We start from the raw sequence: 12,898 nt of genomic DNA on the forward strand, positions 1-12,898 counted from the left end.
TCCCGCCCTCCGCCCGCCTGGATCACCCTCGCCGGGCAGTACGCCTCTGCCCACGCGGGCGGGGCACAGCGCTACTCCCCGGCACCGCCTCTGGAGGTCCGGCGGATCGGGGACAATGGCGGCCATGCGCTTCCTGCAGCGGCCCTCGCACGACCTGACCTACGCCGACGTCTTCATGGTGCCGGCGCACTCGACCGTCGGGTCGCGGCTGGAGGTCGACCTGCGCACCCCCGACGGCGTGGGCACCACCATCCCGATCGTCGTCGCCAACATGACGGCGATCTCCGGCCGCCGCATGGCCGAGACCGTCGCCCGCCGTGGTGGCCTCGCCGTCCTCCCGCAGGACATCCCGGTCGACGTCGTCGCCGAGGTCGTCTCCTGGGTCAAGACCCGGCACCCCGTCTACGACACCCCGATCACCCTCTCCCCCACCGCGACGGTGGGCGAGGCGCTGTCGCTGCTCACCAAGCGCGCGCACGGCATCGTCGTGGTGGTCGAGGACGGCTCCCCGGTCGGCGTCGTCACCGACGGGCAGTGCCAGGGCGTCGACCGGTTCACCCAGCTCTCCGAGGTGATGACCCGCGAGCCGCTGACCATCCCGGCCGGCACCGACCTCACCAAGATCTTCGACGTGCTCTCCGGCGAGCGGGTCAGCGCGGCGCCCGTCGTCGAGGGCGACCGGCTGGTCGGCGTCATCACCCGCAAGGGCGCGCTGCGCTCCTCCCTCTACACCCCGGCCGTGAACGACCGGGGCCACCTGCTCACCTCGGCTGCCGTCGGCATCAACGGCGACGTCGCCGGGAAGGCCGGCGCGCTGCTGGCCGCCGGCGTCGACGTGCTGGTCGTCGACACCGCGCACGGGCACCAGGAAAAGGCGATCGAGGCCGTCCGCGCGGCGCGCTCGGTGGCCGGCGGCGTGCCGGTCGTCGCCGGCAACGTGGTGACCGCGCAGGGCACCCGCGACCTGATCGAGGCCGGTGCCGACGTCGTGAAGGTGGGCGTGGGCCCCGGCGCCATGTGCACCACCCGCATGATGACCGGCGTCGGCCGGCCCCAGTTCTCCGCCGTCGAGGAGTGCGCCGCCGAGGCCCGCTCGCTCGGCAAGCACGTCTGGGCCGACGGCGGCGTGCGGCACCCCCGCGACATCGCCCTCGCGCTCGCGGCCGGCGCGGCGAACGTGATGGTCGGCTCGTGGTTCGCCGGCACCTTCGAGAGCGCCGGCGACATCCACGACGACGGCGGCCGGCTGTACAAGGAGTCCTTCGGCATGGCGTCGGCGCGCGCGGTCAAGGCGCGGACGGCGACCCAGACGGGGTTCGAGCGGGCACGGGCGGGCCTGTTCGAGGAGGGCATCTCCTCGTCCCGCATGTACCTGGACCCGCAGCGCCCCGGCGTCGAGGACCTGATCGACCAGATCGTGGCCGGTGTCCGCTCCTCGTGCACCTACGCGGGCGCGCGCACCGTCGACCAGCTGCACGAGCGGGCGGTGCTGGGGGTGCAGAGCTCGGCCGGCTACGAGGAGGGCCGGCCGCTGCCGACCAGCTGGTGAACGCCCTCCCCCTCCAGCAGTTCGAGGAGCTCGTCGCCGACGCGCTCGACCAGGTGCCGGCCGAGCTGATGGCGCTGCTGGACAACGTCGTCGTCCTGGTCGAGGACCGCAACGCCGACGAGCCCGAGCTGCTCGGGCTCTACGAGGGCTACGCGCTGACCGAGCGCGGCTGGGACTACGGCGGGGCGCTGCCGGACCGGATCATGATCTACCGCCAGGCCATCTGCGACATCTGCGAGACCGAGGACGAGGTGGTGGAGGAGGTCACCATCACCGTCGTCCACGAGATCGCGCACCACTTCGGCATCGAGGAGGACCGCCTCCACGAGCTCGGCTGGGGCTGAGAGAGGACCCCTCGCCCCCCACCGGTCGCACGCTCGCGGCGGGCCTCCGCGAGGGGGCCGCTCCGGTCGATCGCCGGGCAGTAGCCTTGCCGTCCGTGCCCGAGAACAGCGCCGGCCGGCTGCCCATCAAGATGCTGCACGACCGCGTCCTGGTGTCGCTGCGCAAGGAGGACGGCGAGCGGCGCTCGACCGGCGGCATCCTGATCCCCGCGACCGCCCAGGTGGCCAAGCGGCTGGTGTGGGGCGAGGCCAAGGGCGTCGGGCCGAGCGTCCGCCAGGTCAAGGTCGGCGACCAGGTGCTCTTCTCGCCCGAGGACCAGCACGAGGTCGAGGTGCACGGCGAGGACCTGGTCATCCTGCGCGAGCGCGACGTGCACGCCGTCGCGGCCGAACGCATCGAGGAGGCCACCGGCCTCTACCTCTGACGGCCGGCCGCATGGCCCCGGGGCGCGCCCGCCCGATGATCTCGGCCACGACCCACGTCGAGGCCCGCCCGCGCTCGACCGCTGCGGCTCGGCGCCCGCTGACGACCCGTCCGGGAGCCGGATCAGCGCGGCTCGTCCTCCGCGCGGGCGTGCGTCTCGATCACCTCGGTCATCCCGGTCAGGAACCGGCGGACGACGGCGAGCTCGTCGTCGGAGAACTCCTCCATCGCCGCGAGCAGGTCGCGCTGCAACCCGCCGAAGAATGCCGCCCCCGCGGCCATCGCGGCGTCCGACATCTGCAGCGTCACCCGGCGGCGGTCCTCGCTGTCCCGGACCCGGCGGAGGTGACCGGCGCGCTCCATGCGGTCCACCAGCGCGGTCACCGAGGCCGAGCTGAGCTCCACCGCCGCGCCCAGCCCCCCGGCGGTCAACGCCTCCCCGCGGCGGGCGGCGTCCATCACCGCCACCAGCGCCCGGACGTCGGTGCGCCCGAGCCCGTGCAACCCGGCGAACCGCTGCCCGACCGCATCCAGCTCGACGGTCAGCCGGCGAAGGAGCAGTGCCAGCTCCTGCCGCGCGGGATCGACCTCGCCCACCGCACCTCCGTTCGCGCGCGGCACCGGACCGCCCTAATCTCTCGATCATCGAGATGATCGACCGTCGAGGAACATGATGCCGCGCCGCGCCTCAGCTCTCCGCTGGATCCTCCCTGCCGGGGTCGCCCTGCTGTGGCTGGGGCTGGCCGGCCCGCTGGGCTCGTTCAGCGGCGAGCTGGCCGAGGTCTCCGAGGACGACTCGGCCGCCTTCCTCCCCGACAGCGCGGAGTCCACCCGGGTCACCCAACTGCAGCAGCAGTTCCGCACCGAGCGCACGCTGCCGGTCATCCTGCTCTGGGAGAGCGAGGAGGGCCCTCTGGACCAGGCCGCGCTCGCCGAGGCGCGGCAACGGGTCGACGAGGCGGCCGCCGTCGCCGAGGAAGCCGGAGCCCTGGCCGGGCAGCCGTCACCGCCCATCCCGTCGGAGGACGGCGAGGCGGTGCACGCCGTCCTGCCGTTCGACCCCGACCTGGGCGAGTCGCTCCCCGAGGTCATCGGCGACCTGCGCGCCGTCGACGGCATCGACGGCACCACCGCGTACGTGACCGGCCCCGGCGCCATCTTCTCCGACTTCGCCGAGGGCTTCTCCGGCATCGACGGGTTGCTGCTGCTCGCGGCGTTCGGCGTCGTCCTGCTCATCCTGCTGGTCGTCTACCGCAGCCCCCTGCTCCCGCTGCTGGTGATCGCCACCGCCGGCCTGGCGCTGGTGGTCTCGCTCGCCGTCGCCTACCTCCTGGCCGACCAGGGCCGGATCACCGTGAACGGCCAGAGCCAGGGCATCGCCTCGATCCTGGTCGTCGGCGCGGCCACCGACTACGGCCTGCTGCTGGTCGCCCGCTACCGCGAGGAGCTCCGCCGGGAGCGGTCCCCGGTCGCGGCGATGCGGGTGGCGCTCCGGCAGTCGTGGGAGCCGGTCCTCGCCTCGGGCGGGACGGTGGTCCTCGGCGTCCTCTGCCTGCTCTTCTCCGATCTGGGCTCCAACCGCGCGCTCGGCCCCATCTCCGCGGTCTGCATCGCCTTCGCCATGCTGGCCGCGCTCACCTTCCTGCCGGCCGTGCTGGTGCTGCTGGGCCGCGCGGCGTTCTGGCCCTTCCGCCCCAGGTACGGCGAGGAGCACGCCCGCGGCCGCGGCTGGGAGCGGGTGGCCTCCTCGGTGGGCCGCCGCCCCGGCCGCTACCTCGCCGGCAGCGGCGCGCTCCTCGTCGTCATGGCACTCTTCCTCCCGGCCTTCGACGCCGACGGCATCCCGCTGTCCGAGGCGGTGCGCGGCGGCTCGGAGTCCGGAGCAGGGCAGGAGGCCCTCGCCCGGCACTACGAGGCCGGCTCCGCCAGCCCCGCGGTGATCATCACGCCGGCCGACGGCTGGCAGGACGTGGCCGACGCCGCCGCGCAGGTCGACGGTGTCGCGGAGGTGGCGCCGTACACCGGCGAGCAGGGCGGGCCGCCCGGAGCCGCGGGCGCCGAGCCGGTCGAGGTGGACGGGCTGGTCCGGCTCGACGCCACGCTGACCGACGCCCCCGACAGCGAGGCCGCGCAGGACACCGTCGCGCAGCTGCGGGCGGCAGTGGGCGACGTCGACCCCGACGCCCTCGTCGGCGGCTCCAGCGCCCAGGACCTGGACACCCAGGGGACCGCCGCCCGCGACCTGGCGGTGATCGTGCCGCTGGTGCTCCTGGTGATCACCGTCGTGCTGGCCCTGCTGCTGCGCGCGGTGGTGGCCCCGCTGCTCCTGGTGGCCACGACGGCGCTCAGCACCGCGGCGACCGTCGGCGTCGCCGCGCTGGTGTTCGAGCACCTGTTCCGGTTCCCGGGCAGCGACCCGCAGGTGCTGCTCATCGGGTTCGTGTTCCTGGTCGCGCTGGGGATCGACTACAACATCTTCCTCATGACCCGGGCCCGGGAGGAGTCGACCCGGCACGGCGCGCGCAACGGCGTCCTGCGGTCGCTGGCGGTCACCGGCGGGGTGATCACCAGCGCGGGCCTGGTGCTGGCGGCCACGTTCGGCGCGCTCACCGTGCTGCCGCTGGTCGTCCTCATCCAGCTCGGGTTCCTCGTCGGCTTCGGCGTCCTGCTCGACACCTTCGTCGTCCGGACGCTGCTCGTGCCGTCGGCGGTGCACCTGATCGGCGACAGGATCTGGTGGCCCGGCAGGCTGGCGCAGGGCCCCACCCGGCCGGCCGCGCGCGCGGAGGCGCGCGGGCTGGACCCCGCTCCTCCGCCATCACTCGCAGGCTCGCGGCGGGACCCTGCGGCGGAACCGCTGACGTAGCGCGAGGATGGCGTCGTGGACCCGTTGCGCGTGGCAGTCCTGGGACCCGGGGGCGTCGGCGGGCTGCTGGCCGCCCTGCTGGCGCGGGACGGGCACGTGGTCACCTGCCTGGCCCGGCCGGCGACCGCCGCGCACCTCGACGAGCACGGCCTGCGCGTGAGCAGCGACCGGTACGGCGAGCTGACGGCGCGGGTCCGCGGCGCCGAGCGGCTGGAGGCACCGGTCGACGTCCTGCTGGTGACGACGAAAGCCACCCAGCTGGACGAGGCGCTCGGCCGCGTGCCGGCCGACGTGCTGGGCGGTGCGGTGGTGGTGCCGCTGCTCAACGGCGTGGAGCACCTGGCCGCACTGCGCGGGCGCTACCCGGCGGCGCGGGTGGTCGCGGGCACCATCCGGGTGTTCGCCGCCCGCCCCGCCCCGGGGGAGGTCCGGCACGAGGGGCGGCTCTGCGCGGTGGAGGTGGCCCCGGGCGCCGAGCCGCTGGCCGCTGCGCTCGACGCGGCCGGGGTGGACGTCGCCGTCCGGCCGGACGAGCCCGGCCTGCTGTGGGACAAGCTCTGCTTCCTGGCCCCCTTGGCGCTGCTGACCACCCGGCACACGGCCGACCTGGGCGCCGTCCGCGCCGAGCACGGTGCGGAGTTCACCGCCGTGATCGCCGAGGTGGCCGCGGTGGCACGGGCCGACGGGGCGGCCGGCGACGCCGCGGCGACCCGGGAGTTCGCCTGGTCGCTGCCCGGGGGCATGCGCTCGTCGATGCAGCGCGACGCCGAGGCGGGGCTGCCCACCGAGCTCGAGGCGATCGGCGGCGCGGTGCTGCGGGCGGCCGACCGGCACGGCGTCGACGTCCCGGTCACCCGGCGGGTCGTCGAGGAGCTGCGCGACCGCCTCGGCTGAGCCGGCGGTGGCGGTCCAGGTCAGCACGGCGCCTCCGACTCCCACCCAGAGCAGCGGTACCCGGTCGACCCGGCGGGCCGCGGCCGCGTGGCGGGTGCCGGACAGCACCCAGGCGGTGACCGTCGTCCCCACGGCCGCGAACGGGTTCAGCTCCCGCCGGCGCGCACCCCGGCCAGCCACTGCCCGGCCTCGACGAACGCCGCGTCGGACGACTCCGGCGGCACCGCCCGGTTCTCCCGCCCGTCGGCGCGGGGGTAGGAGCCGAGGAAGCGGACGTCGTCGCACACCCGGTGCAGCGCGGCCAGCGCCTCCCCCACCCGCGCGTCGGCGACGTGCCCCTCGCAGTCGAGGGAGAAGGAGTAGACACCGAGCCGCTGCCGGGTGGGGCGCGACTCGATGCGCGTCAGGCTGATGTCGCGGACGGCGAACTCCCGCAGCACGTCCAGCAGCGCGCCGGTGCGGTCACCGACGACGACCGTCAGCGAGGTCTTGTCGTTGCCGGTCGGCGCGGGCAGCGGCCCGGGCGGCTGGACGAGGACGAACCGGGTGACGGCTCCCCCGGTGTCGGCGACGTCGTCGGCGAGGACCTCGAGCCCGTACCGCTCCGCCGCGATCGCCGCGCAGACGGCGGCGTCCACCTCCCCCGCCGCCACCGCGGCGGCGGCCGCGGCGGTCGAGGCGGTGGGCAGCGGCCGGATCCCCGGCAGCAGCTCGGCCAGCCGCCCACCGGTCTGGGCGAGGGCGTGCGGGTGGCTGGCCACCGACCGGACGGCGCCCAGCGCCGTCCCGGGGCGGACGGCGAGGACGAACGCCACCTCCAGGAAGACCTCGCGGGTGATCACCAGCGGGTCGCCGTCGGCCAGCCCGTCCATGGTGGCCGGGACCGACCCCTCGACGGAGTTCTCCAGCGGCACGAGGGCGACGTCGGCGTCCCCCGAACGGACGGCGGTCAGCGCCGCGGCGACACTCGGGTGGGGGTCCCGCCGTCCCCCGGCAGTGGCGATCGCCCTGCTCAGGGCCGCTTCGGCGAAGGTACCCTCGGGGCCCAGGTAGGCGAACCGCGTCGACGACGTACTGGGTGGCATCCCGGGCATCCGACGAGGGTAGTGCGCACGGAACGACGTGGTCGCCCGGCCCGGGTAGGGGTGCCGGGGACCGGCACCACCGGCCCTCCGGGGCCCCGCCGCGGAGGGAGGGATGCGTGAGCCCCGGACCGTCCCGCGTCGCGCCCGGCGACCTGCAGACCGCCCTGTGGCCGCTGCTCGACGCCAGCGACCGGGAGGACCCCGTCCCGTTCCTGGCGCTCGTCGACCAGGTCGACGACGCCTTCCCCGACGCCTCCTGGCCGGTCTGGCAGGCGTGGCGTCACGCGTTCGCCGCCCGGCGCGCCCTGGTGGACGGCGACGCCGCGGCCGCGGCGTCCGGGATCGCGGCGGCCCGCGAGCAGCTCGACGCCTGCCCGGCGTCGGCCGAGACGGCGCTGCTCATGGCGTACCTGGCGCACGTCGAGACCACCGCCGACCACCTCGACTCCGCGATGCTGCTCGCCGTCGACGCCAGCCTGCTCACCGACGGCCCCTCGGTGCCGCCCTCGCGCGCCCTCCTGCAGGCCCACCGCTGGCTGTCGATGACGCTCTCGGGCCTGGACCTCGAGGAGCTCGCCGTCCACCACGCCGTCCGCGGGCACCAGGTGGCCGCGGCGCTGCCCGACGTCGACGACCGCGGGCGGCTGCTCCTGCTGGCCGCCCGCCAGCACGTCGAGCTCGCCCAGACGATGCGCCGCCGCGGCGAGACCGAGCGCGCCGCCGAGCTGGCGGGCGAGGCGATCAGCTGCGCCACCGCGGCGCGCGAGCTGGAGTGGTCCCCCGAGCAGGCCGACGCCGACCTCCTCGATGTCGTGCACGCCTGGGCCCTGATGTGCAGCGGCGATCCCGACGCCGCGCTGGGCCCGCTGCGCCGCGTCCGGCGGGCGCTGCAGCGGGAGGGCGGGCTGTGGCTGCGCGGGTACACCGACCTGGCGCTGGCCCGGGTGCTGTCGGCCCTGTGCGCCCGCGACGCCGCCGTCGGCGAGGAGACCATCGACCTGCTGGTCGAGGCCTCGGGGGCGTTCGCCGCCGCCGGTGACCGCCGCCGCTACCGGCAGAGCCTGCTGGAGCTGGGGCAGGGCAACGCCGACCTGGGCCGTCCGGCCGAAGCGCTGCACTGGCTGGAGGCCTACCGCGCCGACACCGGCCGGGCGCACGCCCGCAGCAGGGAGCTGTGGGCCGAGATGTTCGTCCGCCGGAGCCGGCTCCGCGACGCCGAGCGGCAGGAGGCGGTGCTGCGCCGGCACGCGCTCGAGGACCCGCTCACCGGGCTGGGCAACCGGCGCAGCGCGGAGCGGCGGCTGGGCGCGCTCCGCCTGGGCGAGGAGCCGCTGTCGCTGGCCGTCGTCGACGTCGACCGGTTCAAGGAGGTCAACGACGACACCTCCCACACCCACGGCGACGCCGTGCTGCGCCGGGTCGCCGACCTGCTGCGCGAGCACAGCCGCACGGGCGACGAGGTCTACCGCTGGGCCGGCGACGAGTTCCTCGTCGTGCTGCCGACCGCGACCGAGGCCCAGGCGGTCGCGGTCATGGAGCGGCTGCGGTCGGCCGTCGCCGGGGCCGACTGGGGCGACCTGGAGCTCGCGGCGCCGGTGACGGTCAGCATCGGCGTGGCGACGGCGCCGGCGGCGGCCGAGGGGCAGCCCTCCCCGGTGCCCGGCTGGCGGTCGCTGTTCGACACGGCCGACCTGCACCTCTTCTCCGCCAAGCGCCTGGGCCGCAACCGGGTGCGGGCGCACGGCCCCACCGAGGCGCCGGGCGACCGCGGGGCGAGCGCGTGACCACGCTGCACGCGTGGGGCGGGAGGGACGCGGCGGACGGGGGACGGCGCGTTCCCGGTGACGTGCTCGACACCGTGGGTAGCGACATGCACAGTGCGCTGGTGCCACCGGGAGCCCTGCACCACCGGGTGACCGCCGCCCTCAGCAACTGGCAGCTCGACCACGCCGAGCAGCTGCTCGCCGGGGTCGAGCGGGACCCGTCGCCCTACGTCGCCGCCGCCCCGGCGGTCGACGCGGCCGAGGGCACCTCGGTGTCGCTGGGCCGGGCGTGGGCAGACACCCTGCGCGCCGAGCTCCTGGTCCGCCGGCTGCGGGTCGCCGGCTTCACCCTCGTCGGCGACCCGGTCTCCGCGGCCGAGCCGGCCCTCGACCTGCACGCCGGGGTCGCCGGGCTGATCGACGGCTCCCCCGACGGCCCGGAGGCCGACCCGCGCTCGGAGCAGGCCTCCCGGGCGGCGCTGGCCATCGCGCTGGTCCGCTCGGCGAAGGCCGCGTTCGACGCCTCCGACGACGCCCTGCAGCGCGCCGCCGGCCTGGCCCGGCACGCGCGCATCGAGCTGCTCTCGCGGCGCATCGACGCCGCGATGGACGAGGCGGTGGAGGCCGCGAGCCTGCTGGACCCGGGGCTGACCCCGAGCCCCCTGCTGGTCGACACGCTGGGCACGCTGGCGGGGGTGCTCGCCGACCTGGAGCTCATGCCGCTCGCGCTGGACTACCAGCGGCGCGCCCTGGAGGCCGCCGAGGCGGTTGCGGCCGACCCGACCGCGGACCTCGACCCCGACGTGCTCGTCGCCGTCGCCGCCACCCGGCTCGGGGAGCTCTGCGCCGAGCTCGGCGAGGGGCTCCTGGACGACGGCACCCCCGAGTCCGCCGCGCCGTACTTCGCCGAGGCTCGCGCGCTCGCCGAGCAGGCCCTCGTGCGGCTCCCCCCGGAGTCGTCCGGCGTCGTGCCGGCCCAGATCGTGCACGGCTGGGCGCTGGTCGGCATGGGCGAGCAGACGGCGGCGGTCGGTCCGCTGCGCGCCGCCGTCCGGCTGTCGACCGCCACCGCCGACCGCGACCGCATGGCCTCGGCCGAGCTCGCCCTGGGCCGCGCGCTGCGCCGGCAGGGCGAGGGGCGGGCGGCCGACGAGCACCTGGTCGCCGCGCTCACCCTGGCCACCGAGCACGGCCTGCCCCGGGTCCGCCGCGCGGCGCTGCGCGAGCTCTGCACCCTGCACGCCGACCTCGACGACGCCGGTCGCGCCCTCCCCTACCTGCAGGCCTACCTCGCCGACGAGCTGGACCGGGTCGACGAGCGACGCACCCGCTGGGTGGAGCTCTTCGGCCGGCGCAAGAGCCTGCTGGAGACCGAGCGCGCCGCCGGGCAGCTGCGCCGGCAGGCCTACGAGGACCCGCTCACCCACCTGCCCAACCGGCGTTACGCCGAGGCGCGGCTGGACGGGCTGCTGGCCGCGGGGGACGTGCCGGCGCTGGCCGTGGTCGACGTCGACACCTTCAAGACGATCAACGACACGGCCGGGCACCCGGCCGGCGACGCCGTCCTGCGCACCATCGGCGAGCTGCTGGTCGCCGGCGTGCGCGACACCGACGAGGTGTGCCGCTGGGCCGGCGACGAGTTCGTCATCCTCCTGCCCGACACCACCGCGGAGCAGGCCGAGCGGGCGCTGGAGCGCATCCGGGCGTCGGTCGCCCGCTACCCCTGGGTCGACCTCGGCCTGGACGTCCCGGTGACCATCAGCGCCGGCATCGCCTCGGCCACCCGGGGCGACGACCGCAAGACCCTCTTCGCCGCCGCCGACGGGGTGCTCTACGACGCCAAGCGCAGCGGCCGCGACCGCGTGGTGCGGCTGTCCGCGCTCACCCAGACCCGGGCCGCCGACGGCGCCGCCCCCGCCCCGGCCGGGGCGCCCGCCCCGCAGAGCACCCGGGCCGACGACGCCGCCCGGGCTGCCGCCGCCGTCCGCGAGGAGGCGGCCGGGTTCGCCGCGCTGCTGGGCGACCCCCACCCCCCGCTGGGCCGAGCCCTCCCGGGCGAGCCGCTCCTCGCGCCCGTCCCGGCCGTGCGCCGCTCCGTCGAGGACGTCGGCCCGGCGGTCGTCCGGGCGGCGGGCCGCAGCACCGAGCAGGTGCTCGCCCTCGTCCGCGACGCCCGCCGCGACACCCCCGACCGCGCGGTGCTCGTGGTCCGCGCGGCGACCGAGACGCTCGTGGCGCTGGCCACCGAGCACGGCTCCGGCACCACGATGGACGGCGCCGCGCTGGCCGCCGCCATCGGTCCGCTGCCCGAGCCGGCCGGCCGCACCGCCGTGCTGCGCACCGACGGTGCCGACGCCGTCGCCGCCGCGGAGGCCGCCTTCGTGGCCCGGGTGTCCGGCACCGAGGTCGTGCCGGTCGAGCGGGACGCGCTCCCGGAGGACACCGACTGCCTGGTCGTCGTCGCCGGCGCGGACGCCGGCCAGGTGACCGCGATCGCCGCGCGCACCGACGTGCCCGTGGTGGCGGTGCCGACGTCGGCCGCGCACCCCGGCGGGCTGGGCGGGCTGGGCGCGCTGGTGTCGATGCTGCACCCGGCCGGATCCGGCGTCGTCGTCACCGCGGTCGACGACGGCTGCTCGGCCGGCATCTTCGCCGCCCGCGTCGCGCGGAGGAGCGCTCGGCGGCCGTGACCACCGGGTGGCTGGACCTGGCTGCCGGCGCGTCGGGCGACATGCTGCTCGGCGCCCTCGTCGACGCGGGGGTGCCGCTGGACGTGCCGGCGCGGGCGGTGGCCGCGCTGCCGGTCGAGCCGGTGCGGCTGACCACCGAGCAGGTGACCCGCCACGGCCTCGGCGCCACCCGGGTGCACGTGCACGCGCCGCCGTCGGAGGCGCACCGCACGTGGTCCGACGTCCGCGCGCTGCTGCAGTCCGCGGCGCTGCCGCCACCGGTGCGCGACGGTGCGCTCGCCGTGTTCGAGCGGCTGGCGGTCGCGGAGGGCCGGGTGCACCGCGTCGATCCGGCGGAGGTGCACTTCCACGAGGTCGGAGCGCTGGACGCGCTGGCCGACGTCGTGGGGGTGGTCGCCTCCCTCGAGCACCTGGCGCTGTCCCGGCTGACCGCCTCTCCCGTCGCGCTGGGCAGCGGCTCCGCGCGCGGTGCGCACGGCGTCGTCCCGGTCCCCGGCCCGGCCGTGCTGGAACTGCTCGCCGGTGCGCCGGTGCACGCCGGACCGGTGCCGGCGGAGACGTGCACCCCGACGGGCGCCGCGCTGCTCGCCGCCCGGGTGGACGAGTGGACGCCGCTGCCCGCCCTGCGCGTCGAACGGGTGGGCGTGGGCGCCGGCGGTCGCGACCCGGCGGAGCTCCCCAACGTCGTCCGGCTGGTGCTCGGCGAGGCCGCCGACCCCGCGCCGGCCCGCCCGGTCGTGCTGGAGGCCAACGTCGACGACCTCGACCCGCGGCTGTGGCCGGGTGTCCTCGACGGCCTCCTCGCCGCCGGGGCGTCCGACGCGTGGCTCACCCCGATCCTGATGAAGAAGGGCCGCCCCGCGCACACCCTCTCGGTGCTCTGCCGGCCCGAGGTGGTGGCCAGCGTGCAGGCCGCGGTCTTCGCGACGACGTCGACGATCGGGCTGCGGGTCGTCGAGGTCGGCAAGGTGGCCCTGGAGCGCGTGCACGCGACCGTGGAGGTGCTCGGCGCCCCGGTCGGCGTGAAGCTCGCCGTCTCCGGCGGTCAGGTGGTGAACGTGAGCGTCGAGTTCGAGGACGTCGCCGCGCTGGCCCGCACCCGCGACCTGCCGGTCAAGGAGGCGCTGCGGGCCGCCACGGCCGCCGCGGAGGCGGCCCACCCGGTGGGGCCGCGGGCCGGGATCCCCCCTCTCCGGGGCTGACGCCGGTCCGCCCCTCGCGCCGCTCCCCGTTCCCGCGCGGTGCGCGACTTCCGGGGAAGCGGCCTCCGATCGCCGCGCCAG

General features: G+C 76.7%; 10 protein-coding genes. 8 read left to right on the plus strand and 2 right to left on the minus strand.

The genetic code is table 11. The features are described 5' to 3' along the window. Nucleotides 1–124: 124 nt before the first annotated feature. The 3 genes from ACI79W_RS12620 to ACI79W_RS12630 all read left to right on the plus strand — a co-directional run bounded on the left by ACI79W_RS12620 (nt 125) and on the right by ACI79W_RS12630 (nt 2,318). Entirely contained in the window at nt 125–1,549 is a 1,425-nt protein-coding gene (locus ACI79W_RS12620; protein ID WP_456562427.1) for a GuaB1 family IMP dehydrogenase-related protein, read from the plus strand. Continuing rightward, a complete protein-coding gene (locus ACI79W_RS12625; protein ID WP_456562428.1) occupies nt 1,546–1,893 on the plus strand; it encodes a metallopeptidase family protein in 348 nt (115 codons plus the stop codon). The genes ACI79W_RS12620 and ACI79W_RS12625 overlap by 4 nt, the downstream gene beginning before the upstream one ends. 95 nt (nt 1,894–1,988) lie before the next feature. Next, entirely contained in the window at nt 1,989–2,318 is a 330-nt protein-coding gene (locus ACI79W_RS12630; RefSeq protein ID WP_456562429.1) for a GroES family chaperonin, read from the plus strand. 122 nt (nt 2,319–2,440) lie between these two features. Here the strand turns inward: ACI79W_RS12630 and ACI79W_RS12635 are convergent, their stop codons facing one another. After that, entirely contained in the window at nt 2,441–2,914 is a 474-nt protein-coding gene (locus ACI79W_RS12635) for a MarR family winged helix-turn-helix transcriptional regulator (RefSeq protein WP_456562430.1), read from the minus strand. Nucleotides 2,915–2,990: 76 nt separating this feature from the next. Here ACI79W_RS12635 and ACI79W_RS12640 point away from each other — a divergent pair, with 76 nt between their 5' ends. After that, nucleotides 2,991–5,183 (plus strand): MMPL family transporter, encoded by a 2,193-nt coding sequence (locus ACI79W_RS12640; RefSeq protein WP_456562431.1) that lies wholly within the window; start codon nt 2,991–2,993, stop codon nt 5,181–5,183. Between the two features lie 15 nt (nt 5,184–5,198). Then, a complete protein-coding gene (locus tag ACI79W_RS12645; protein WP_456562432.1) occupies nt 5,199–6,077 on the plus strand; it encodes a ketopantoate reductase family protein in 879 nt (292 codons plus the stop codon). A gap of 146 nt (nt 6,078–6,223) precedes the next feature. Here the strand turns inward: ACI79W_RS12645 and pheA are convergent, their stop codons facing one another. Further along, nucleotides 6,224–7,171 carry a prephenate dehydratase gene (gene pheA / locus ACI79W_RS12650; RefSeq protein ID WP_456562433.1) on the minus strand — a complete coding sequence of 316 codons (948 nt, stop codon included), beginning with the start codon at nt 7,169–7,171 and terminating at the stop codon, nt 6,224–6,226. Nucleotides 7,172–7,278: 107 nt separating this feature from the next. On the opposite strand from pheA, the gene ACI79W_RS12655 reads away from it, so the two are divergent. From ACI79W_RS12655 to larC, 3 genes are all read left to right on the plus strand, one after another. Continuing rightward, nucleotides 7,279–8,946, plus strand: coding sequence for a diguanylate cyclase (locus ACI79W_RS12655; protein WP_456562434.1), 1,668 nt, complete (start codon nt 7,279–7,281; stop codon nt 8,944–8,946). 101 nt (nt 8,947–9,047) lie between these two features. Further along, nucleotides 9,048–11,615 carry a diguanylate cyclase domain-containing protein gene (locus tag ACI79W_RS12660; RefSeq protein ID WP_456562435.1) on the plus strand — a complete coding sequence of 856 codons (2,568 nt, stop codon included), beginning with the start codon at nt 9,048–9,050 and terminating at the stop codon, nt 11,613–11,615. Then, nucleotides 11,612–12,817 (plus strand): nickel pincer cofactor biosynthesis protein LarC, encoded by a 1,206-nt coding sequence (larC, locus tag ACI79W_RS12665; protein ID WP_456562436.1) that lies wholly within the window; start codon nt 11,612–11,614, stop codon nt 12,815–12,817. The genes ACI79W_RS12660 and larC overlap by 4 nt, the downstream gene beginning before the upstream one ends. Nucleotides 12,818–12,898 lie beyond the last annotated feature (81 nt).

This window comes from Blastococcus sp. SYSU DS0533, from assembly GCF_054050775.1.

Excerpts from the sequence above, each read along its gene's own strand:
- ACI79W_RS12620 (WP_456562427.1), top strand. The coding sequence starts at position 125 with ATGCGCTTCCTGCAGCGGCCCTCGCACGACCTGACCTACGCCGACGTC.
- ACI79W_RS12640 (WP_456562431.1), top strand. The coding sequence starts at position 2,991 with ATGCCGCGCCGCGCCTCAGCTCTCCGCTGGATCCTCCCTGCCGGGGTC.
- pheA (WP_456562433.1), bottom strand. The coding sequence starts at position 7,171 with ATGCCCGGGATGCCACCCAGTACGTCGTCGACGCGGTTCGCCTACCTG.